This window comes from Collimonas fungivorans (assembly GCF_001584145.1).
Lineage (GTDB): Bacteria > Pseudomonadota > Gammaproteobacteria > Burkholderiales > Burkholderiaceae_D > Collimonas > Collimonas fungivorans.
On the sequence record NZ_CP013232.1, the window covers coordinates 2498433 to 2519615 of the forward strand.

Here is a 21183-nt window from a genome sequence, read left to right on the forward strand (position 1 = left end):
GTCAAAATGTCAAATATCCCCGCCAAGCCCGTGACGCTGGCCGACTGGCTCTCTCTGCTGGAATCGCGCCATTTCAAAACCATAGACATGGGCCTGGACCGGGTGGTGCAGGTGAAGGAACGGCTGCAGCTGCAATTCGATTGTCCGGTGATCATGGTGGCGGGCACCAACGGCAAGGGCTCGACCTGCGCCATGCTGGAATCCATCCTGCTGCGCGCCGGCTACAAGGTCGGCCTGTATATCAAGCCGCATTTCCTCGATTTCAACGAACGCGCCCGCATCGGCGGCGAATCGGCCTCGGATGCGGCCCTGATCGCCAGTTTCGAAGCGGTCGAAGCGCAGCGCGGCGACATTTCCCTGACTTATTTCGAATTCACCACGCTGGCCATCATGCACTTGCTGGCAGAGGCCAAGCTCGACGTGGTAATCCTTGAAGTCGGCCTGGGCGGGCGCCTGGATGCGGTCAATATCGTCGATGCCGACGTTGCCATCGTCACCAGCGTCGATATCGACCACGTCGAATACCTGGGCGACACCCGCGAGAAAATCGGCTTTGAAAAGGCCGGCATCTTCCGCGCCGGCAAAACCGCGGTGTGCAGCGATCCGGTGCCGCCGCAATCCCTGATCGACCACGCCAACGCCATCGGCGCCGACCTCTGGCTGCTGGGCCGCGATTTCAACTATACCGGCGACAAGCAGCAGTGGAATTACGGCGGCCGCGGCCAGCGCCGCAATGCGCTCGGCTACCCCAGCCTGCGCGGCGCCAACCAGCTGCTGAATGCGTCGGCGGCGCTGGCGGCGCTGGAAGCCTTGCGCGACCGCCTGCCGGTCAGTGCGCAGGAAGTGCGCAGCGGTTTCGTCATGATGGATTTGCCGGGCCGCTTCCAGGTCTTGCCGGGACAGCCGCTGGTGATCCTGGACGTCGCCCACAACCCGCATGCGGCCGCCACCCTGGCGCAGAACCTCGACAACATGGGTTTCCACCCCTACACCTATGCCGTGTTCGGCGCCATGCTGGACAAGGATATCGAAGGCATCGTCGCGCAGCTGAAGACACGCATCGACCACTGGTGCCTGACCGCCTTGCCGCTGCCGCGCGCGGCCAGCGGCGAACAGTTGAAAGAACGTTTGCTGGAAGCGGGTGTCCATGCAGAGCAGGGGCCGGATGCGCAAAGCAGCATCCTTTCCTTCGATTCTCCCGAGCTGGCCTATGCAAATGCATTAAGCAGGGCAGGCGAGAATGATAGAATTGTGGTTTTCGGATCGTTCCTGACCGTGGCTGGCGTGATGGCAGCCAGGAAGTCTGGATTTCACTGACGATTGATCAGCCTGCGCCGATGGCGCCGGCTCACTAGCTAGCTAAAAATATCGCATGGGTTTGTTCTCTTTTCTTCGCAAAAACAAGCAGCAAACCGACCCTGACCAGGGTGTTTATCGTTCCAAGGCCGATACCTTCGGTCCCGGCGCCGAGCAGGCCGAACTGCCGCTGCGCAGCCGCAAGGCCAAGGCGGGCAAGGGCGGCAACCAGTCGAATGAAGCAGTGGATCCGGTCCTGCCGGAAAAAAAGCGCGCCGGCGCCGCCTGGTGGGCGCGGTAGCCCTGGTGCTGGCAGTCGTCATCATATTGCCGATGATCCTCGATTCAGAGCCGAAACCGCTGGCTGACGATATTGCGATCCAGATTCCTTCGCGCGATAAACCTGGTACCGGCGCCAGCGCCTCGGCCAGCGCGGCGGCACCGGTCAGCAATAGCAGCGGCCTCGACCAGCAGGAAGAAATAGTCGATCCGGCCAGCACCCCGGCCATGCCAGCTACGCCGGCCGCGCCGCCGGCAGCCGTCGCCAGCAAACCGGCCGTCACCCCCGCGCCGCCGCCTAAGGTGGCGGCAATTGTACCGCCTGAAGCTGCGCCGAAGCCGGAAACTAAGCCGGAACCCAAGCCTGAGCCAAAACCGAAGCCGGAAGCCAAGCCGGCAGCCGCGCCAAAACCGGAGTCAAAGCCGGCCCGGTCGCGGAAAAGCATGACGATGCAGCGCGCGCGCAAGCGATCCTGGAAGGGCGCGCCGACGCCGCGCCGGCCGCCGCCGACAAGAAACCGGCGAAATTCGTGCTGCAGGTCGCCGCGCTGGCGTCGCAGGACAAGGTCGATGAACTGCAGGGCAAGCTGAAAGAAGCCGGCATCCGCTCCTACACGCAAAAAGTCCCGACTCAGGCGGGTGAGCGCATCCGTATCCGCGTCGGCCCGTTCAGCAGCAAGGAAGAGGCTGAAAAGACCCGCGCCAAGCTGGGCAAGCTGGGGCTGAACGGCAGCCTGATCCCGGGTTGACCGTGGGCGACTTGATTCGGCGGCCTTTGGCGCCATATAGACCACTGACCAAAGGTGGGCAAACTGCGATGCAGGCAGCGTGACAATTTTCGACTATCTGGTGTTTTTCGTACTGATCTGCTCGGTCGTGATCAGTACCCTGCGCGGCCTGGTAAAGGAAATCCTGTCATTGGCGAGTTGGGTCATAGCCTTGGTGGTGGCCAACGCGTATGGTGAAAATCTGGCAAAATTGCTCCCCGACGCGATTCCCGGGAATGTAACGCGCTTAATCGTGGCTTTCCTAGCCCTGTTTATTGGCGTAAGGTTATTAATGATGTTGTTGAGTTCGGCGCTCGATGCCGTGGTCAAGGCCAGCGGCCTGGGGGCGGTGGACCATGGGCTGGGCGTGCTGTTCGGGCTGGCGCGTGGCCTGGTGCTGGTGCTGGCGGCGGTCCTGGTGTGTGGCGCTACGGCGATTCCGCAACAGCCTTTCTGGCGCGATGCGATGCTGAGCCCGCTGGCGGAAGCTGCCGCGCAAACTGTGATTCCCTATTTGCCGGGACAGTTCGCCAGCCACCTGAAGTTTTGAATTTGTTTGACCGGACCTGCGCAAAGCTCGTAGCAAAATCGCAAGTCCCTCGAGTACCGGATTGTTTATCGTTTAGGAGTCCACCATGTGTGGCATAGTCGGCATCGCTTCCCATAACCCCGCCAATCAGCTCATCTATGACGCCTTGTTGCTTTTGCAGCATCGCGGCCAGGATGCAGCGGGGATCGCAACCAACCACGGCAACGGATTTTTCATGCACAAGGCCAACGGCCTGGTGCGCGACGTTTTCCGTACCCGCAACATGCGTTCACTGCCAGGCAACTACGGCATCGGCCAGGTGCGTTATCCAACCGCAGGCACTGCCAGCGCGGAAGAGGCGCAACCGTTTTACGTCAATGCGCCGTTCGGCATCATCCTGGCGCACAACGGCAACCTGACCAACGCCGAGCAGCTGAAGATCGAGATGTTCAAGAACGATCGCCGCCATATCAACACCGATTCCGATACCGAAGTGCTGCTCAACGTACTGGCGCACGAGATCCAGCAAGAGACGCGCGGTTATTCGCTCGATCCGGGCGTGCTGTTCAAGGCCGTGGCCAATGTCCACAAGCGGGTGCGCGGCTCTTACGCCGTGGTGGCGCAGATTGCTGGCCACGGTTTGCTGGCTTTCCGCGATCCGTACGGCATCCGGCCGCTGTGCATCGGCCTCAACGAAACCGACAAGGGCACCGAATACGTCATCGCCAGCGAATCGGTCGCGCTGGAAGGCCTGGGCTTCCGCTTCCTGCGCGATGTGACGCCGGGCGAAGCGATTTTCATCGACATCGACGGCCAGATGTACAACCAGCAATGCGCCGACAATCCGACCCTGAATCCTTGCGCCTTTGAATTCGTCTACCTGGCCCGTCCCGATTCGATCATCGACGGCGCCTCGGTGTACGCCACGCGCCTGAAAATGGGCGAGTACCTGGCCGACAAGATCAAGCGCGAATTCTCCAGCGGCGACATCGACGTCGTCATGCCGATTCCCGATTCGTCGCGTCCGGCCGCGATCCAGCTGGCGCTCAAGCTGAATATCGAATACCGCGAAGGTTTCATCAAGAACCGTTACATCGGCCGCACCTTCCTGATGCCGGGACAGGCGATCCGCAAGAAATCGGTGCGCCAGAAACTCAATGCGATCGGTTCCGAATTCAAGGGCAAGACCGTGCTGCTGGTCGACGATTCGATCGTGCGCGGCACCACCAGCCGCGAGATCGTGCAGATGGCGCGCGATTCCGGCGCCAAGCGCGTGATTTTCGCTTCGGCCGCGCCGCCGGTGAAATTCCCTAACGTCTACGGCATCGACATGCCGACCCGCGGCGAGCTGATCGCCTACGGCCGCAGCGATGAAGAAGTGTGCCGCGAAATTACCGCCGATGCGCTGGTGTACCAGGATATCGACGCCCTCAAGCGTTCGATTTCCGACGTCAATCCATTGCTGAGGAATTTCGAAGCTTCCTGCTTCGACGGCAACTACATCACCGGCGATATTTCGCGCGACTACCTCGACCGCATCGAGTTCGCGCGCAACAATCCCAAGCCTGAAAGCGAAGACGCGGTGCGTTCGCAGCTGAACCTGAGCCTGGCGCAAGTCGACTAGTGGGGTGGGCACATCGTGCCCACCATTTACCAAGGCAAGCACGGTAGCGAGGTCACGCGTGGGCACGATGTGCCCACCCTACTCAAGCAACGATCAAACATGACTCAAAAATACGGCTTCACCACCACCATCCTGCATAGCGACCGCCAGAAAGCCATCGAGCACGGCGCCCCGCACAAGCCTATCCACACCTCGGTGACCTGGGGCTACGGCGATGCGCGCCAGCTGGCCGATGTATTCCAGGGCAAGCAGTCAGGTTATCGCTACGGCCGCCAGGGTAATCCGACCGTCGCCGCGCTGGAGGACAAGGTCACCAAGATGGAGGGCGGCCTGGCTACCATCTGCTTCGCTTCCGGCATGGCGGCGATCGGCGCGGTGATACAAGGCTTGCTGCGCGAAGGCGACCACGTGGTGTCGTCGGCATTCCTGTTCGGGAATACCGCCAGCATGTGGCAAACCTACGGCGGCCAGGGCGGCAAGGTGACCATGGTCGACGCCACCGACGTGGCGCAGGTGGAAGCGGCATTGACGCCGGCTACCCGTGTCGTGTTCGTTGAAACCATCGCCAACCCGCGTACCCAGGTCGCCGACCTCAGGCGTATCGGCGAGCTGTGCCAGGCGCGCGGCATCCTGTTCGTGGTCGACAACACCATGACTTCGCCTTACCTGTTCCAGCCCAGGCTGGTGGGTGCTGGCCTGGTGATCAATTCCCTGACCAAGTCCATCGGCGGCCATGGCAATGCCCTGGGCGGCGCAGTTACGGACACCGGCTTGTTTGACTGGAGCCGCTTTCCCAACATCCTCGATGCCTACAAGCGCAATCCGCAGCCGCAATGGGGCCTGGCGCAAATGCGCGCCAAGAGCTTGCGCGATTTCGGCGCTTCGCTCGGACCCGAGGCGGCGCATCATATCGCGGTAGGCGCTGAAACCATCGCGTTGCGCATGGAGCGCAGCAGCGCCAGTGCGCTGGCGGTGGCGCAGATGCTGGAAGCGGATCCGCGGGTGGCGGCGGTGCATTACCCGGGACTGGCTTCGCATCCGCAACATGCTTTGGCAGCCGACCTGTTTCGCTCAAACGGCTATCTGTTCAGTTTTGAATTGAAGCAGAATATCGATTGTTTCGATTACCTGAACCGGCTGAAACTGGCGATCTCCGGCACCCACCTGGGCGACAACCGGACCCTGGTGATCGCAGTTGCGCATACCATTTTCTACGAGATGGGAGCAGAGCGCCGCGCCGCCATGGGCATTAGCGAATCGTTGATCCGGGTATCGGTCGGAATTGAAGATACGGCAGACCTGGTGGAGGATTTCAGGCAAGCGCTGCAAGCTTAAGCCGGCACAGTCGTGGTTATCGTGCGGGGTGGACATGGTCCGCCCCGTTTGCATTTCAGATGGTGTTGCGGTCCAGCCATTTCGGCACCAGGTGCGGCACAAACGACTTGAACCGTTGCAGCAGGGCGCCGCCGTGCGCTTCCGCGATCAGGATTTCCGCCTGCTCGCCTTTCAGGAAGCGCTGCGACACCATATGCTGGATGAACTGCAGCAAGCCGTCGTAAAAGCCGTCGACATTCAGCAAGCCGATCGGCTTCTGGTGGAAGCCCAACTGGGCCCAGGTGAATACTTCGAACAATTCTTCCAGCGTGCCTACGCCGCCCGGCATCGCAATGAAGCCATCCGACAGGTCCGCCATCATTGCCTTGCGCTCGTGCATGTCCTTGACGATATGCAGCTGCGTCAGGCCCTTGTGGCCCAGTTCTTTTTGCAGCAGGGCCTGGGGAATCACGCCGGTGGCCTGGCCGCCCAGGCGCAGCATTTCATCCGCAATGATGCCCATCAGGCCGACGTTGCCGCCGCCGTACACCAGGGCGATGTCCTGTTCGACCATGGCTTGCGCCAGCCCGCGTGCCGCTTCCGCATAAACCGGGGTAGCGCCGGGAGAAGAACCGCAATAAACGCAGAGAGATTTGATTTCTTGCATATATAGAAAATGTGGAAGGTGATGTGACTGCAGCGGCAGGGCGCCGCTGCACCGGTCAGGCGTTGGTTTGCAGGTATTTTGTTTTCAGCTGCTCGAAATGCAGCAGGGTTTCGCCGCGCAGGTACGGATGCATGAGCGAGAGCACCTGGTAGCAGCCGCTCGCCAATGCGTGCTCGACTACCGCCTGTTCGGTGTACTGGCGCGGATTCAGGACGTACTGGTAAGACAGCCAGTAGCTGGCTACCACTACCATGTTGGACGACAGGGCATCGATCTCGGCCGGGCTGGCCTGCAGCGTCTGGTCTTCATGCAAGCCCTGGCACAGTTCTTTGACTACCGCTATCTTGTGGCCGAAGATTTCCTTGAAGTGCAGCTCCAGGGTGCGGTTGCGCGACAGCAGGTCGTTGAGGTCGCGATAGAAGAAACGATAACGCCAGATCAGCTGGAACATGTGATGCAGATAGTGCCAGACGTCGTGCATGGTAGGACGCTGCCCTTGCGTCATCGCCAGCATGCGGCTGATTTCTTCTTCGAAGGTGACGAAGATCGAATTGACGATGTCGTCCTTGTTCCGGAAATGGTAATACAGGTTGCCAGGCGAGATCTTCATCTCGTCGGCGATGATGGTGGTGGTGATGTTGGGTTCGCCGAACTCGTTGAAGAGCCGTAACGACAGATCCATTATTTTTTCGCGGGTACGACGCGGCGCCTTTTGCTCCATGACTTTGTTTTCTTTCTGCTATTCAGTGCGCAATGCTGTTTTACCAATTGGTAAAGTTGCTCAGTAAGATTGTATATTGCTTCGCGCCTATCGTCGTAAATTGTATTGCTGAAATGATAGTAATTGCATTTCCCGCCAGTGCTGCCTGCCTGCGCATGGCGGCGGCCATCCTGCCGCTGTTATAAAATGGGGGACCGGCGCCTGTCCTCGACTCGCCTGGTCTCAACCGCAGCAACGCTTCACATCTTAAAAGGTCAGCATGTCAGAGTCTCCTCCGCAACGTCCCGACACGCCCTGCGTGGCAGTCTGCTCCACCACTTTCGACGATGTCTGCCGCGGTTGCGGCCGCACCGTCAATGAGGTGGCGCACTGGGTCTTCATGACCGAGGAAGAGAAAACCAAAGTCTGGGAACGGATCACCGCCGAGGGTTATCCGCGCCGCCAAGGATGACAGGCAAGCGGCATTTGCCCGCCGCTCCGTAGTCGGTGTCCGGCGCGGCGGAATGCTTTTTCGACAGCTACGCCGCGCAGACATCGAAACCAATATGGCCAGCACCGCCGGTCGCCAGGATAGTGTTGTTTTTGGTCGTCAAAGCGAATGTAATTTATTGAAATCAATCGGTTTTGGGCCGCATTTTATGTATTTTAGTGCTAAAACAGACTGTAACTTACTGTATATTCCCGCGTAAAAACCGCCATGCCGTGAGACATTGTGGGCAAAGGTTAAAGATGGTGATACAGAGTGATTAAGTAAGTTTCTCTGCGGCATATACTTTATAATTCGGCCCAAAATGCAAGAAATGCCGTCGGCTCAACTCCCTAGATTGCTGGCAGAAAATAAAATCGATATAACGGGCGTTGGAGAATGGTGAGATGAAACTCGGGGAGTTAGGTTTTCAATAGTATCTGATGCAGCATGGGCGCCAGGATTGGATACGGCCGCCGCATGGCTGGCCTGGGCACGGCAGCCATATGCCATCACAGGCAGTGGCGATGCGGCCGTGTCCGCCATGCCTGCCATGCTGCGTCGGCGTGCCGGCGCCATGGGTAAAATGGCGCTGGAAACGGCTTATCGCTGCCTCGACGGCAAGGTCGGCGTGCCGACCGTGTTTTGTTCCCGTCACGGCGAGTGCACACGTTCGGTAGAGCTGCTGGCCGACCTGGTCCAGGGCCAACCCTTATCTCCCACGTCTTTCAGTTTGTCGGTTCATAACGCCGCCGCCGGCCTGTTTTCGGTCGCGCGCCGGGACCAGGCCAGCCACTCCGCCATGGCGGCCGGGCGCAGCGGCGTCGAACATGCGGTGATTGAAGCCTGCGGCCTGCTGGCGGACGGCGCCGCTGAAGTACTGCTGGTGGTGTATGACGGCGTGTTGCCGGAAGTGTTTTTCGAGTACCAGGATTGCCAGGAGCAGCCGTTTGCCTGGGCCTGGCTGATGCGGGCAGAAAGCGCAGATGCCGGCAACCTGATCGGGTTGTCCTGGAGCGGCGAGGCTGGCGCTGAAACCAATGCCGCGCCGCTGGAATCCAACGGCAGCCGGCAGCCTGGCGGCCTGGAGGTGCTGGCGTTCTACCTGCGCCAGGATCGCCAGCTGGTGCGCAAGGCCGATGGGCGCAACTGGTGCTGGAGCCGTCTTGTTTAAGCGCCTGGAGCGCTGCTGGCGCGTGCTGGCGACCGGCTTCAGTTTTGTGCTGTTTGCCGTCGGCGGCTTGCTGTTGCGGATTTTGGTGTTTCCGGTGTTGAATTTGCTGGTCTGGGAGCGGCAGTTGCGGGTGCTGGTGGCGCGCCAGATAATACGCCTGGTATTTCGCTGTTTTGTCGGCTGCATGCGCCGGCTCGGCGTGCTGGACTACGATATCAGCGGACTGGAGCGGCTGGAGCGGCAAGGCTTGCTGATCCTGGCGAATCATCCGACCTTGATCGATACGGTGTTCCTGATGGCGTTCGTCAAGCGCGCCGACTGTATTGTCAAGGGGCGGCTGTGGGACAACCCGTTTACGCGCGGGCCGGTGCGGGCTGCCGGCTACATCAGCAACGAATACGGCGGCGGCCTGGTCGAGGATTGCATCCGTTCATTACGCGGCGGCGGCAACCTGATCATTTTTCCCGAGGGCACTCGCACCGCTTGCGACGGTCAGATCAGTTTAAAGCGCGGCGCCGCCAATATCGCCGTGCGCAGCTTGTCGAATGTGACGCCGGTAGTAATCCGCTGCCTGCCGCCGACCTTGGGCAAAGGCGTTAAATGGTGGCAGGTGCCGCCGGTGGCGGCGCATTTCAGCATTGAAGTAAAAGAAGATATAGATGTCCACGAGTTTCTAGCAAAAGCCGGTAGCGAAGTGTTGGCAGCCAGGCATTTAACCGCCTACCTGCAAGATTATTTTAGGAAAGAAAGCCAGGGTCATGCAGCAGCTTGAAGAAGAAGTGAAGCAGGTCATCATCGATGTCCTGCAACTGGAAGACATAACTCCCGCCGATATCGTCAGCGACGCGCCGCTGTTCGTCGACGGCCTCGGGCTGGACTCGATCGACGCGCTGGAGCTGGGCGTGGCGATCCAGAAGCGCTACGGCATTTCGTTGTCGGCGGACTCGGCCGAGACGCGCAACCATTTTGCTTCGGTGCGCACGCTGGCCGCGATGATTGCCAGCAACAGAAAGAAATGACGGTGTGACATGAAACTGACCAACTCAGTGACCAATTCAATGAGCAAGCAAGAGATCTACCTGTGGCTGGTGAACGTGCTGCACGAAATGTTCGAGATCGACAAGGAGCAGGTAACGCCGCAAGCCAACCTGTATACCGACCTGGATATCGATAGCATCGACGCGGTCGACCTGGTGGTCAAGCTCAAGCAGCTCACCGGCAAGCGCCTGCAGCCGGATGTCTTCAAGGCGGTGCGCACGGTGCAGGACGTGGTCGACGCCCTGGCGGCCTTGCTGGCCGAGGACGAAAAGTAAGGCGCCCAAGGATCCCGTGCTGAATTTTACCCGCTATATCAGGCGCTTTTTACCCACGGTAGTGAGCCTGCTGCTCACTTTGCTCTATCCGCTCGCGATCTGGCTCGGGCACGGGCGGGTCGAGCCGCGCCTGCTGGCCCTGCTGCTGGTGCTGGCCGCGGCCAGCCGCCTGCCGTCCCTGAAACTGAAGTTAAAACTGAACGGCGCCAGCCGCTGGTGGCTGGCCGGCGCCTTGCTGTTGGCGGCGCTGGCGATATGGAATAACGCCTTGCTGCCTTTGAAGCTGTATCCGGTGCTGGTCAATCTCGGCATGCTGGCGGTGTTTGGCTACAGCCTGCATGTTCCGCCATCGGTCATCGAGCGCATGGCGCGCTTGAGCGATCCGGCGCTGCCCGCTTATGCGGTTGCCTACACGCGCCGCGTGACCCAGGTATGGTGCGGTTTTTTTGTCGTCAACGGCACGTTGGCCTTGCTGACTGCGATCTGGGCATCCGCTGCGGTCTGGTCGCTCTATAACGGCGTGCTGGCTTACATATTGATGGGTTGCCTGTTCGCCGGCGAACACCTGGTGCGGATCGTCGTCAGGCGCCGCCACCGCCTGCTGGAACAGCAAACCGGGCAGCAAGCGGATGGGCGGCATGTCTGATCCGCTCAACCTGCTGGCGTTGATGAGCCAGCTGCCGGGGTACGGGCAGCGGCCATTCGCGTGGCGCGACGGCAAACCGCTGGGCTACGCCTATTTGCTTGCCCAGGCTGCTGCATGGCAGCGTTTGCTGTCGCGCCAGGCGGGATCGCGTTTTGCCTTGTATTGCAGCGACAGCGCCGCCTTCGCCTGCATCTTGCTGGGCGCATGGCAGGCCGGCAAGACAGTCTATCTGCCGGGCGACGTGCTGCCCGCCACCTGCGCCAGCCTGGGCGCGCTGGTCGACGGTTACCTGGGCGATTTCCCGCCGCAGTATGCGCCACTGGCCATGGCCGATAACGAGGATGCCGAGGATGCCGAGGATGCGATACCCGCATTCAAAACCTTGCCGCCGGATTTCCCCGGGCTGGTGATTTTTACCTCAGGCAGCACCGGCGAGCCGCAAGCGGTGCCGAAAATCATGGCGCAGCTGGCTGCCGAAGTGGCGTCCCTGGAGCTTTTGTTTGGGGCCAGGATAGGCGACGCCGATATCCTGGCGACGGTGTCGCACCAGCATATCTACGGCTTGCTGTTCAAGGTGCTGTGGCCATTGGCTGCCGGCCGCGCAATGCACGCGCGGCAGCTCGACTACCTGGGCGAGTTCCGGCCGCAGCCCGGCAAAGCGGTTGCCCTGGTCTCCAGCCCGGCTCACCTGAAACGCTTGCCGGCCACATTTTCGCCGGAGCAGGTAGCCGCGGTACGCGTCATATTTTCGTCCGGCGGTGCGCTGCCGCCGGAAGTTGCCGCCGCCGCCGGCCAGGCGCTGGGAGCGGTGCCGATCGAAGTCTACGGCAGTTCCGAAACCGGCGGCGTGGCCTGGCGCCAGCGGCTTGCCGGCGCAGACGACAGCTGGCAAGCGATGCCGGCGGTCGTCTGGCGTGTCGGCGCCGACGATGAAGTGCTTGAAATCCGCTCGCCCCATTTGCCCGACGGGAGCTGGTTCGCGCTGGCGGACCAGGTGCAGGCAATCAGCCAGCAGCGGTTCCGCTTGAAAGGACGTGTCGACCGTATCGTCAAGGTTGAAGAAAAACGCGTTTCCCTGGATGCCCTGGAGCGGCAGCTGCGGGCGATGGTCCAGGTGGCGGATGCGCGCGTATTGCTGGTGGAGCAGGCGCAATTGGAACAGCGGCAGCAGCGGCAACGGATTGCCGCTTTTGTCGTGTTGTCGGCTGAAGGTGAGCGGATTCTGGCGGCGCACGGCAAGCTGGCCCTGAACCGCCTGCTGCGCGACGGCATGGCGCATGCAGTGGAAGCGGTTGCGCTGCCGCGCAGCTGGCGCTACCTGAAGGCGCTGCCGGTGAATGCGCAAGGCAAGACCACGCGCGCCAATCTACTGGCGCTGCTGGAGCCGCCGGCCGAAGCGCCGCGCCAGCCTGGCGAGCGCTTGCTGGAACAGGATTCCCATCGGGTATTGCTGGAGTTGACGGTACCCAGCGATCTCCTGTATTTCAATGGCCATTTCGAAGGGGCGCCGATTTTGCCCGGTGTGGTGCAGCTCGACTGGGCGATCAGTTATGGCCGCCGCTACTTTGCATTGGCGCCGCAATTCCTCGGCATGCGCGGCTTGAAATTCCAGCGCGCGATTACGCCGGGCATGGTGGTGCAGCTGGAGCTGCTGCATGACGTGCCGAAAAGCAGCCTGGCGTTCCGCATGGTCTCGGCGGCAGGGCAGCACGCCAGCGGCCGCATCACCTTTGGAGCCGGCCATGCTGCCAGCTGAGCCATTCAAGCCGTGCGCGGTGATCCCGGTCTATAACCATGAACACGCCATCGGCATAGTGCTGGCTGCGGTGCTGGCGCACGACTTGCCATGCGTGCTGGTCGACGACGCCAGTTCGCCTGCGTGCGCGGCAGTGCTTGACGAGCTGGCAGCCGCTTATCCCGGACAGGTCTTCCTGTTGCGCCATGCCGTCAACCGCGGCAAGGGCGGGGCGGTGTTGAGCGGCATCCGGCATGCAGCCGCAGCCGGCTACAGCCATGCCTTGCAGATCGACGCCGACGGTCAGCACTGCACCGACGATATCCCCCGTTTTCTGCAGCAGGCGGCAGCCCAGCCGCGCAGCCTGATTGTCGGCTGCCCGCAATACGACGACAGCGTGCCGTCGCTGCGTTTCTACGCACGTTACCTGACGCATGTCTGGGTCTGGATCAATACCTTGTCGCTGGATATCAAGGATTCCATGTGCGGATTCCGGGTTTATCCCTTGCCGCCGCTGGTGCGTCTGATGCAACGCAAGAAACTGGGCGAGCGCATGGATTTCGATACCGAAGTGCTGGTGCGTCTGTATTGGGATGGCATAGCTGTCGTCAACCTGCCGACCCGGGTTACCTATCCGATGGATGGCGTCTCGCATTTTCGTGTCGGCCTCGACAACTTGCTGATATCGCGTCTCCATGCCACTTTGTTCTTCGGCATGCTGTGGCGCGCGCCGCGCCTGCTCGGGCGTCGGTTACGGTTGATGCTGCAGCCGGCGCGAGGCCAGTCTTGAGCGCCAACCGGCGCCACTGGGCGCAGATCAACGAAGCCAGCTTCGTGGGCGGCATGCGGCTGCTGTTCGCGATATACCGGTTTGCCGGCCGCTGGCCTTTCAGGTTCGCCTTGTATCCGGTGCTGGGCTGGTATTTGCTGAGCAAGCCGGCCGCGCGGCGGGCTTCCATGGATTACTTGCAGCGGCTATGCGCTTTTGATCCCGCGGTAGCCAGGCTTAACCGGATTCAGCCAGGCTGGCGCGGCGTGTTCCGGCATCTGGCCGCGTTCGCTGAAAACATCCTCGACAAGATGCTGCTGTGGGGCGGTTTGTTCAAGACAGCGGACGTACTGTCTTTCGGGCGCGAACAGATGCTGGAAAACACCCAGGCGCGGCGCGGCGGCCTGCTGATTTGCGCGCACCTGGGCAATCTTGAATTGTGCCGGGTGCTGTCGCGCCAGCACCGCGAGCTGCGGATTACGGTGCTGGTGCATACCAAGCACGCCCAGGCGTTCAACCGCCTGCTGGCCAAGCTTGATCCGGACAGCCAGCTGAACCTGATGCAGGTCAGCGAAATGACGCCGGCTACCGCGATGCTGCTGGCCGAGAAGGTAGGGCGCGGCGAATTTGTCGCCATCGCCGGCGACCGTATTCCGGTATCGCCCGTGCCGCGCGTGGCGCAGGCATCGTTCCTGGGCCAGGCTGCAGCCTTCCCGGTCGGTCCTTATGTGCTGGCAAGCGTGCTGGAATGTCCGGTCTACCTGCTGTTTTCAATCACGAAAAACGGTCACTCTGAATGCCATTTCGAGCTGTTCCGAGAGTCGATTCACTTGCCGCGCAAGAGCCGCGACCAAGTCCTGCATGAACTGGCTGCCGCTTACGCGGCAAGGCTGGAGTTCTTTTGCCTGAAAGCTCCGCTGCAATGGTTCAATTTTTACGATTTCTGGCATTTATCCGGATACCAAGATGCATCTCGCTGAACTGAAAAACCTGTCGGCCGCCGCGCCGAGCGCGCCGCTGCAACGCACGGTCTGTTTTGACCAGGGCCGCCTGACGATCGAAGATATTGTCGACATTGCATCGGGCGCGGCTCAGGCCAGCTTGTCCGAAGCACCGGCCTTTCGCGCGGCGATCACGCGCGGCGCCGATTTCCTCGACCGTCTGCTGCGCGAAGACGGCACCATCTACGGCGTCACCACAGGCTACGGCGATTCCTGCACCGTCAACGTGCCGGCCGAACTGATCGCTGAGCTGCCGCACCATCTGTACACCTACCACGGCTGCGGCCTGGGCGAGCTGTTCAGCCCGGCGCAGACGCGCGCCATCATGGCGGTGCGCCTGGCCTCGCTCAGCAAGGGTTATTCCGGCGTCAGCGTCGGCCTGCTGGAACAGATCGCGCTTCTGCTGCAAGAAGATCTGCTGCCCTTGATCCCGTCCGAGGGCTCGGTCGGCGCCAGCGGCGACCTGACGCCGTTGTCCTACCTGGCTGCCGTACTGTGCGGCGAGCGCGAAGTCTGGCGCGACGGTATCAAGGTCAGCGCCGCCGAAGCGCTGCTCGGCGCCGGCATTACGCCGCTGCGGTTGCGGCCGAAAGAAGGGCTGGCGATCATGAACGGCACTGCGGTGATGACAGCCCTGGCTTGCCTGGCTTACGACCGCGCGCAGTACCTGGTGCGTATCGCCACCCGCATCACGGCCATGGCCAGTTTTGCCCTGGACGGCAACGCCCATCATTTCGACGCCGAATTGTTTGCAGTCAAGCCGCACGTGGGCCAGCAGCAGGTGGCTGCCTGGCTGCGCCAGGATTTGCCGGTGACCGATGCACCGCGCAACCAGCAGCGTTTGCAGGACCGTTATTCCATCCGCTGTGCGCCGCATGTGATTGGCGTGCTGGCCGACGCCTTGCCATGGATGCGAGAGTCGATTGAAAACGAATTGAACAGCGCCAACGATAATCCGATCATCGATGCCGAAAATGAACGGGTGTTGCACGGCGGCCATTTCTACGGTGGCCACATCGCGTTCGCGATGGACAGCATGAAAAATGCGGTCGCCAATGTCGCCGACCTGCTCGACCGGCAGATGGCTTTGCTGGTCGATAGCCGTTACAACCATGGTTTGCCGGCCAACCTGTCGGGCGCGGAAGGTCCGCGCGCCAGCATCAACCACGGCCTGAAGGCCTTGCAGATCAGCGCTTCGGCCTGGACCGCCGAAGCGCTCAAGCAGACCATGCCGGCTTCGGTGTTTTCGCGCTCTACCGAATGCCACAACCAGGACAAGGTGAGCATGGGCACCATCGCCGCCCGCGATTGCCTGCGCGTGCTGCAGCTGACCGAACAGGTGGTGGCGGCCTTGCTGGTCAGCGTGCGGCAGGGCGTCTGGCTGCGCTGCAGGGTGGACGGCGGCGCGCAGCCGCAACACAACCTGCAGCAGATGCTGGAACTGCTGGCGGCCGATATTGCCGTAATACAGGAAGACCGCATGCTGGAACCCGATTTACGCCGCCTGCTGGAACGCATACGCCTTCAGCATTGGTCTTTGTACGAGTAGGCCATGGCAAATTTACATAAGCACCGCTGGTCGGCGGAACTGGAATTGCAAGTGCAGTTCTACGATCTCGATCCGATGCAGATCGTCTGGCACGGCAATTACGTCAAATACCTGGAAATGGCGCGCTGCGCGCTGCTCGACAAACTGGACTACAACTATCCGGCGATGCAGGCATCCGGTTATACCTGGCCGATCATCGATCTGCACCTGCGTTACGCGCATCCGGCGACATTCGGCCAGCGCGTCAAGGTACGCGCCAGCGTCATCGAATGGGAAAACCGGCTGCGCATCGAATACCTCATCACCGACAGCGCCAGCGGCCAGCGCCTTACCCGCGGCACCACCACGCAGGTGGCGGTGGCGATTGCGACCGGCGAAATGTGTTTTGCATCGCCGCCCGTGTTATTTCAGAAACTAGGAATCGAGCAAACATGAAACGCAGCCTTGTCGTTGTTCTCGCCGCCATATTTTTAGCCTGCAGCGCCTGGTCGGCATTGGCTGCCGCGCCGGTAGACAAAATACAGGCGATGCTGGCGCGGCCGCCGGTCTTGTGCGGCCGTTTCGATCAAAGCAAGCAATTGGTCGGCATCAGGAAACCGTTATTGTCGAACGGCCGTTTTTGCGTGGTGAACGGCAAAGGCGTCTTGTGGCGCACCTTGCAGCCGTTCCCCAATACGCTGCGCCTGAAGCGCGACGAAATCGTGCAGATGCAGGGCGACCGGATTGCGATGCGGATGGACGCCAAGCAGGAGCCGGTGGTGAGGATGATCAATAGCGTGCTGTTTTCATTGCTGGCAGGCGATCTCAGCCAGCTGGAAAACCTGTTTGAACTGGATGGCAGCGTGCAGGGCAATAGCTGGAAAGTAGGACTGAAAGCGCGCGAACCGGCGCTGGCCAAGGCGATCGGCACGCTGGCCCTTACCGGCGGGGCGTATGTCAAGACGGTGACCATCAGCGAAGCCAGCGGCGACCGCACCGAAATCAGCTTTTCCGGGCTGCAAAGCGGCAGCAGCGCCATGACCGCTGAAGAAGGGGCCGCATTTGAGTGACTCCGGCCAAGCCAGCAAGGCAACCGGCGGCTGGGCCAGGCGCGCGGCGCTGGCGTGGGCCCTGGCGGTTGCCTTGCTGCTGGCGCATAACGGCTACCTGTGGCTGGTCAAGGGCGTGGTGCCGGATACCGACATCATGGCCTTGCTGCCGGTCGAGCAGCGCGATCCGGTGCTGCAGCAGGCGTTCACGCATATGGTCGACGCTGCCCAGCAACGGCTGATCGTGCTGGTCGGCGCCGACGACTGGGACCATGCGCGCGCAGCCGCCGATGCCTACAGCGCAGTGCTGGCCAGGCAGCCGGCGCTGCTGCGAAGTTCAGTGCAGCTGTCGGCGCAGAATCAGCAAGACTGGCTGGCGCCGTCGCAGCAGATGCGGCTCAGCCTGTTGACGCCGGCGCAACAGGATGCGCTGCGCCGGCAACCGGCCAAATATTGGGTCGACACTGCCTTGCAACAGCTGTACAGCCCATTCTCCGGTCCCAAGCTAGGCGCCTGGCAAGACGATCCATTCGGCCTGTTCAGCGGCTGGGTGCAGGCGCGCGCGCAAGAAACGCCGGTGCGTCCGCGCGACGGTTACCTGTTTGTCGAAGACCACGGCCGTCCTTACATCCTGCTGCTGATGAACTTGCAGCAGCCGGCATTTTCGATGGCGACCCAGCAGGCGCTGTTGCCGCTGCTGGAACAGGCAGGCGCTGCCGCCCGCAAGGCCGTCCCGGCGGTGGAACTGGTCAGCGCCGGCGTGGTGCTGCATGCGGGAGCCGGCAGCGCCCAAGCCAGCCGGGAAATGTCGACCATCGGCATCGGTTCGCTGCTGGGCGTGATCCTGCTGATGTGGCTGACTTTTCGTTCCCTGCGGCCGATCGCGCTGATCATGCTGTCGATAGGCATCGGCTGCCTGGCCTCGTTTTCCCTGTGTTGGATGATTTTCGGACAAGTGCATTTGCTGACGCTGGTGTTCGGCGCCAGCCTGATCGGCGTGGCCCAGGATTACGGGATCTATTTCCTCTGCAGCCGGGTCGCCGCCGACCGCTCGCTAGGCTCGCGGCAATTGCTGCGGCGCCTGATGCCGGGCCTGGCGCTGACCCTGGCTGCCGCCGCGATCGGTTACATCGGCTTGGCGCTGACGCCGTTTCCAGGTTTGCGGCAGATGGCCGTGTTCTCGGTGCTGGGCCTGGTGTTCGCCTGGCTGACGGTGATTTGCTGGTTCCCGGCTTTGTTAACCGCGCATACCTTGAAGAGTTCGGCCTTTGCCGGCTGGTTTGGCCAGACCCGGGGCCATTGGCCGCTATTGCGCTGGAATCACGCCTCGGCCCTGGCGCTGCTGCTGTTCGGCATTTTTGCCGTAGCCGGCATAACGCGCCTGACGGTGAACGACGACATACGCTCCTTGCAGACGCCGCCGAAAGCGTTGCTGGCGGACCAGATCAAGCTGGGCAAACTGCTGGACGCGCCGACCCCGGTGCAGTTCTACCTGGTGCGCGGCGCCAGCGCGGAACAGGTGCTGCAGCGTGAGGAAGCATTAAAGCAGCGCCTGGAGCCTCTGATCGCCAGGCATGTCATCAGCGGTTACCAGGCGATGTCCAACTGGACGCCGTCGCTGCGGGAACAAGCAGCGAACCGGACCCTGGTCACGCAGGCCTTGCTTGCCGCCGACGGTCCGTTGCTGTCGTTAGCCGCGCAACTGGGCGAAGACGAAAACTGGATTGCGCAAATGCGCAGCCGGGCGCTGGCCGCGGCCGCCAGCGCCAACGGCGGCCGCGGCCTGACTCCTGCCGAATTCCTGAAGAGCGCAGCCAGCGAGCCGTCGCGCCATCTCTGGCTGGGAGAAGTGACCGGCGCGCAAGGGCGGGTTTATGCCAGCATCGTTGCCCTGCGCGGATTGAACAATTACGGCGACTTGCCGGTCTTGAAACAGGCAGCCGGACAGCTGGAAGGCGTGTCCTGGGTCGACAAGGTCAGTGAAATATCTGCGGTGCTGGGGCACTACCGGCAATACATGGGGTGGGTGCTGCTGGGCGCTTATGCGGCAATCGGCCTGTTGTTGTTCAGCCGCTACCGGACCTCGGCCTGGCGCGTGCTGATGCCGCCCGCGGTCGCCAGCATCGCTACCCTGGCCACCTTGGGCTTGCTGGGACAGCCGTTGCAACTGTTTCACGTGCTGGCGCTGATGCTGATTCTCGGCCTGGGCGTCGACTACGGGATTTTCTTGCAGGAGCAAAGCATGCAGCGCGACCGCTTCGCCTGGCTTACGGTTGGCCTGTCCGCCGCCAGCGCCTTGCTGTCGTTCGGCTTGCTGGCCTTGTCCGCCACGCCGCCGCTGCATGCATTCGGATTCACGATGTTGATCGGGATTGCAGTCGTCTGGCTGGTCGCCCCTTGTTTTAGCCAGGATTCACCACAGGAAAAAGAAAATGCAAACAAGAGTTGAGCAATGTGACGTTCTGGTGATCGGCGCCGGCCCGGCAGGTTCGGTGGCGGCGGCATTGCTGCAGCAGCAGGGACGGCAGGTGCTGGTGCTGGAGCGGGAACAGTTCCCGCGTTTCAGCATAGGCGAAAGCCTGCTGCCGCAAAGCATGGAATACTTGCAGCAGGCCGGCATGCTGCAAGCCGTGGTGGAAGCAGGATTCCAGTACAAGAACGGCGCTGCCTTCGTGCGCGGCGACCGTTATACCGACTTCGACTTCCGCGACAAGCATTCGGCAGGCTGGGGCACCACTTACCAGGTGCAGCGCGCCCAGTTCGACCAGCTATTGGCCAATGAGGCCGAGCGCCAAGGTGCGCAAGTGCGCTATCGGCATAACGTCACCGCGTTTGATTCCGATGGGGAAAAGTCGCGGGTTACGGTGCATGACATGGATGATTCGTCGGACGGCTCGGAATATATCGTGGAAGCTGGTTTTGTGCTGGACGCCAGCGGCTTCGGGCGCGTGCTGTCGCGCCTGCTGCAGCTGGAGTCGCCGTCGAATTTCCCGGTGCGCGGCGCCATTTTCACTCACATCGAAGATGGCATAACCGCAGCTGGTTTCGATCGCAACAAGATCCGCGTCACGGTGCATCCGGAGCACTGCGATGTCTGGTTCTGGCTGATTCCGTTTGCCGGCGGCCGCTGTTCCATCGGCGTGGTGGCGGAAACCGCATTCCTGGAACAGTTCAAAGGTAGTGAAACCGAACGCCTGCAGACGCTGGTGATGCAGGATCCGGCATCGCGTGCATTGCTGCAGAATGCCGGCTGGGATACGCCGGCGCGCCAGATTGTCGGTTATTCATCCAACGTCAAATCTTTGTGCGGCAAGGGCTATGCCTTGCTCGGCAACGCCGGGGAATTCCTGGACCCGGTGTTTTCTTCCGGCGTCACCATCGCGCTCAAGTCGGCCAGTCTGGCCGCTGCCGTGTTGCAGCGCCAGTTCGCAGGAGAAACCGTGGACTGGGAAAGCGAATATGCGATACCGTTGAAAAAAGGCGTCGATACTTTCCGCACTTTTGTCGATTCCTGGTATTCGGGCGGTTTCCAGAAAGTCATTTTTTACGAAAAACAGCAGCCCGAGGTACGCCGCATGATTGCTGCCATCCTGGCCGGTTATGCCTGGGACGACAGCAATCCCTATGCAAAGGAAAGCAGGCGGCGCCTGAGAGCTTTGGAGGAAATATGCAGCTGAAACTGACCGGCCGTAGCGGCTGGCTGCGTACCGGTTTGCTGATTGGCCGTCTGGCTTGGATGCTGGCGCTTGCCGCCTGCACCACCACGCCGAAGCCACCAGCGCCTGCGCTTGCGCGGCTCGAACTGAAGCTGGCGCCGGCGGCCTTGGGCGCCAACATCAGTTTGCAGCAGCATTTGACGGTGGAGCGCCAAGGCCGCGTCGACCAGCTCGACGCCGCAGTGGAAGTCGACCAGCAGCAGTTCAACATGGTTGGCCTGGTGTTCGGCCAGCGCGTCCTGAGCATGAACTACGACGGCAAGACCTTGCAGTCCTGGCGCCATCCCATGCTGCCTTCCCAGGTGCGGGTGGAAGATGTGATGGAAGATACACAATTGACGCTATGGCCGCTCGCTGCGATCCGTGCGGCTTTGCCAGAGGACTGGCAGATCGAGCAGCAAGGGTTGCGGCGCACACTGTCGCTGCGGGGCGAGCCGGTCATGGTGATCGACTACAGTGCGCCGATCCCATGGGAGGGCAAAGTGCAACTCGACAATCTGCGCTATCACTATCATTTGACGATTGAATCGGTCAGCGACGCCGGCGCTCCTGCCGCTGCCGCCGTTACCCCCGCTGCGGCGCCATAACC

The 21183-nt window shown here is 61.5% G+C and carries 24 protein-coding genes; 22 read left to right on the forward strand and 2 right to left on the reverse strand.

The window, feature by feature from the left end; genetic code table 11:
* The first annotated feature begins 6 nt into the window (after positions 1-6).
* From folC to CFter6_RS10795, 7 genes are all read left to right on the forward strand, one after another.
* Positions 7-1317 carry a bifunctional tetrahydrofolate synthase/dihydrofolate synthase gene (gene folC / locus CFter6_RS10775; RefSeq protein ID WP_061539919.1) on the forward strand — a complete coding sequence of 437 codons (1311 nt, stop codon included), beginning with the start codon at positions 7-9 and terminating at the stop codon, positions 1315-1317.
* A 55-nt stretch (positions 1318-1372) separates the two neighbouring features.
* Positions 1373-1597: a hypothetical protein gene (locus CFter6_RS26790; protein ID WP_335340321.1), complete on the forward strand. Its 225-nt coding sequence runs from the start codon at positions 1373-1375 to the stop codon at positions 1595-1597.
* The gene (locus CFter6_RS26795; protein ID WP_335340322.1) at positions 1585-2166 is read left to right on the forward strand and encodes a hypothetical protein; all 582 of its coding nucleotides are present in this window, start codon (positions 1585-1587) and stop codon (positions 2164-2166) included. The genes CFter6_RS26790 and CFter6_RS26795 overlap by 13 nt, the downstream gene beginning before the upstream one ends.
* Positions 2106-2324 (forward strand): SPOR domain-containing protein, encoded by a 219-nt coding sequence (locus CFter6_RS26800; RefSeq protein ID WP_335340323.1) that lies wholly within the window; start codon positions 2106-2108, stop codon positions 2322-2324. The genes CFter6_RS26795 and CFter6_RS26800 overlap by 61 nt, the downstream gene beginning before the upstream one ends.
* A gap of 79 nt (positions 2325-2403) precedes the next feature.
* Positions 2404-2892: a CvpA family protein gene (locus CFter6_RS10785; RefSeq protein ID WP_061539920.1), complete on the forward strand. Its 489-nt coding sequence runs from the start codon at positions 2404-2406 to the stop codon at positions 2890-2892.
* An 85-nt stretch (positions 2893-2977) separates the two neighbouring features.
* On the forward strand, positions 2978-4495 hold the full coding sequence (gene purF, locus CFter6_RS10790; protein ID WP_061539921.1) for an amidophosphoribosyltransferase: 1518 nt from the start codon (positions 2978-2980) through the stop codon (positions 4493-4495).
* Positions 4496-4594: 99 nt separating this feature from the next.
* A complete protein-coding gene (locus tag CFter6_RS10795) occupies positions 4595-5830 on the forward strand; it encodes a cystathionine gamma-synthase family protein (protein WP_061539922.1) in 1236 nt (411 codons plus the stop codon).
* Between the two features lie 55 nt (positions 5831-5885).
* Here CFter6_RS10795 and CFter6_RS10800 read toward each other — a convergent pair whose 3' ends face one another.
* The gene (locus tag CFter6_RS10800; protein ID WP_061542312.1) at positions 5886-6467 is read right to left on the reverse strand and encodes an LOG family protein; all 582 of its coding nucleotides are present in this window, start codon (positions 6465-6467) and stop codon (positions 5886-5888) included.
* Between the two features lie 64 nt (positions 6468-6531).
* On the reverse strand, positions 6532-7197 hold the full coding sequence (locus tag CFter6_RS10805; protein WP_041741656.1) for a TetR/AcrR family transcriptional regulator: 666 nt from the start codon (positions 7195-7197) through the stop codon (positions 6532-6534).
* A 259-nt stretch (positions 7198-7456) separates the two neighbouring features.
* On the opposite strand from CFter6_RS10805, the gene CFter6_RS10810 reads away from it, so the two are divergent.
* The 15 genes from CFter6_RS10810 to CFter6_RS10880 all read left to right on the forward strand — a co-directional run bounded on the left by CFter6_RS10810 (position 7457) and on the right by CFter6_RS10880 (position 21181).
* Complete coding sequence (locus tag CFter6_RS10810) at positions 7457-7648, forward strand: DUF1289 domain-containing protein (protein WP_061539923.1); 192 nt, start codon at positions 7457-7459, stop codon at positions 7646-7648.
* 550 nt (positions 7649-8198) lie between these two features.
* Complete coding sequence (locus CFter6_RS10815) at positions 8199-8837, forward strand: beta-ketoacyl synthase chain length factor (RefSeq protein ID WP_236904639.1); 639 nt, start codon at positions 8199-8201, stop codon at positions 8835-8837.
* Complete coding sequence (locus tag CFter6_RS10820) at positions 8803-9609, forward strand: lysophospholipid acyltransferase family protein (protein WP_061539924.1); 807 nt, start codon at positions 8803-8805, stop codon at positions 9607-9609. Before CFter6_RS10815 ends, CFter6_RS10820 begins: the two co-directional genes overlap by 35 nt.
* Positions 9596-9856, forward strand: coding sequence for a phosphopantetheine-binding protein (locus CFter6_RS10825; protein ID WP_038489570.1), 261 nt, complete (start codon positions 9596-9598; stop codon positions 9854-9856). Before CFter6_RS10820 ends, CFter6_RS10825 begins: the two co-directional genes overlap by 14 nt.
* 9 nt (positions 9857-9865) lie before the next feature.
* Entirely contained in the window at positions 9866-10150 is a 285-nt protein-coding gene (locus CFter6_RS10830) for an acyl carrier protein (protein WP_236904641.1), read from the forward strand.
* A gap of 16 nt (positions 10151-10166) precedes the next feature.
* Positions 10167-10796 (forward strand): COG4648 family protein, encoded by a 630-nt coding sequence (locus tag CFter6_RS10835; RefSeq protein ID WP_061539925.1) that lies wholly within the window; start codon positions 10167-10169, stop codon positions 10794-10796.
* On the forward strand, positions 10789-12552 hold the full coding sequence (locus CFter6_RS10840; protein WP_061542316.1) for an ApeI family dehydratase: 1764 nt from the start codon (positions 10789-10791) through the stop codon (positions 12550-12552). Before CFter6_RS10835 ends, CFter6_RS10840 begins: the two co-directional genes overlap by 8 nt.
* Positions 12539-13321, forward strand: coding sequence for a glycosyltransferase family 2 protein (locus tag CFter6_RS10845; protein WP_061539926.1), 783 nt, complete (start codon positions 12539-12541; stop codon positions 13319-13321). Before CFter6_RS10840 ends, CFter6_RS10845 begins: the two co-directional genes overlap by 14 nt.
* On the forward strand, positions 13318-14280 hold the full coding sequence (locus CFter6_RS10850) for an LpxL/LpxP family acyltransferase (protein WP_061539927.1): 963 nt from the start codon (positions 13318-13320) through the stop codon (positions 14278-14280). Before CFter6_RS10845 ends, CFter6_RS10850 begins: the two co-directional genes overlap by 4 nt.
* Complete coding sequence (locus CFter6_RS10855; RefSeq protein WP_082814702.1) at positions 14267-15850, forward strand: HAL/PAL/TAL family ammonia-lyase; 1584 nt, start codon at positions 14267-14269, stop codon at positions 15848-15850. The genes CFter6_RS10850 and CFter6_RS10855 overlap by 14 nt, the downstream gene beginning before the upstream one ends.
* 3 nt (positions 15851-15853) lie before the next feature.
* Entirely contained in the window at positions 15854-16285 is a 432-nt protein-coding gene (locus CFter6_RS10860; protein WP_061539928.1) for an acyl-CoA thioesterase, read from the forward strand.
* Positions 16282-16899 carry a LolA family protein gene (locus tag CFter6_RS10865; RefSeq protein ID WP_061539929.1) on the forward strand — a complete coding sequence of 206 codons (618 nt, stop codon included), beginning with the start codon at positions 16282-16284 and terminating at the stop codon, positions 16897-16899. Before CFter6_RS10860 ends, CFter6_RS10865 begins: the two co-directional genes overlap by 4 nt.
* The gene (locus tag CFter6_RS10870) at positions 16892-19327 is read left to right on the forward strand and encodes an MMPL family transporter (RefSeq protein WP_061539930.1); all 2436 of its coding nucleotides are present in this window, start codon (positions 16892-16894) and stop codon (positions 19325-19327) included. Before CFter6_RS10865 ends, CFter6_RS10870 begins: the two co-directional genes overlap by 8 nt.
* The gene (locus CFter6_RS10875; RefSeq protein ID WP_061539931.1) at positions 19311-20555 is read left to right on the forward strand and encodes an NAD(P)/FAD-dependent oxidoreductase; all 1245 of its coding nucleotides are present in this window, start codon (positions 19311-19313) and stop codon (positions 20553-20555) included. The genes CFter6_RS10870 and CFter6_RS10875 overlap by 17 nt, the downstream gene beginning before the upstream one ends.
* Entirely contained in the window at positions 20546-21181 is a 636-nt protein-coding gene (locus tag CFter6_RS10880; RefSeq protein WP_061539932.1) for a DUF3261 domain-containing protein, read from the forward strand. The genes CFter6_RS10875 and CFter6_RS10880 overlap by 10 nt, the downstream gene beginning before the upstream one ends.
* The last annotated feature ends 2 nt before the right edge of the window (positions 21182-21183 follow it).

Bases quoted from the DNA above. Each gene is read 5' to 3' on its own strand.
- folC (WP_061539919.1), top strand. From the start codon at position 7: ATGTCAAATATCCCCGCCAAGCCCGTGACGCTGGCCGACTGGCTCTCT.
- CFter6_RS26790 (WP_335340321.1), top strand. From the start codon at position 1,373: ATGGGTTTGTTCTCTTTTCTTCGCAAAAACAAGCAGCAAACCGACCCT.
- purF (WP_061539921.1), top strand. From the start codon at position 2,978: ATGTGTGGCATAGTCGGCATCGCTTCCCATAACCCCGCCAATCAGCTC.
- CFter6_RS10795 (WP_061539922.1), top strand. From the start codon at position 4,595: ATGACTCAAAAATACGGCTTCACCACCACCATCCTGCATAGCGACCGC.
- CFter6_RS10805 (WP_041741656.1), bottom strand. From the start codon at position 7,197: ATGGAGCAAAAGGCGCCGCGTCGTACCCGCGAAAAAATAATGGATCTG.
- CFter6_RS10810 (WP_061539923.1), top strand. From the start codon at position 7,457: ATGTCAGAGTCTCCTCCGCAACGTCCCGACACGCCCTGCGTGGCAGTC.
- CFter6_RS10820 (WP_061539924.1), top strand. From the start codon at position 8,803: ATGGGCGCAACTGGTGCTGGAGCCGTCTTGTTTAAGCGCCTGGAGCGC.
- CFter6_RS10825 (WP_038489570.1), top strand. From the start codon at position 9,596: ATGCAGCAGCTTGAAGAAGAAGTGAAGCAGGTCATCATCGATGTCCTG.
- CFter6_RS10830 (WP_236904641.1), top strand. From the start codon at position 9,866: ATGAAACTGACCAACTCAGTGACCAATTCAATGAGCAAGCAAGAGATC.
- CFter6_RS10840 (WP_061542316.1), top strand. From the start codon at position 10,789: ATGTCTGATCCGCTCAACCTGCTGGCGTTGATGAGCCAGCTGCCGGGG.
- CFter6_RS10845 (WP_061539926.1), top strand. From the start codon at position 12,539: ATGCTGCCAGCTGAGCCATTCAAGCCGTGCGCGGTGATCCCGGTCTAT.
- CFter6_RS10855 (WP_082814702.1), top strand. From the start codon at position 14,267: ATGCATCTCGCTGAACTGAAAAACCTGTCGGCCGCCGCGCCGAGCGCG.
- CFter6_RS10860 (WP_061539928.1), top strand. From the start codon at position 15,854: ATGGCAAATTTACATAAGCACCGCTGGTCGGCGGAACTGGAATTGCAA.
- CFter6_RS10865 (WP_061539929.1), top strand. From the start codon at position 16,282: ATGAAACGCAGCCTTGTCGTTGTTCTCGCCGCCATATTTTTAGCCTGC.
- CFter6_RS10875 (WP_061539931.1), top strand. From the start codon at position 19,311: ATGCAAACAAGAGTTGAGCAATGTGACGTTCTGGTGATCGGCGCCGGC.
- CFter6_RS10880 (WP_061539932.1), top strand. From the start codon at position 20,546: ATGCAGCTGAAACTGACCGGCCGTAGCGGCTGGCTGCGTACCGGTTTG.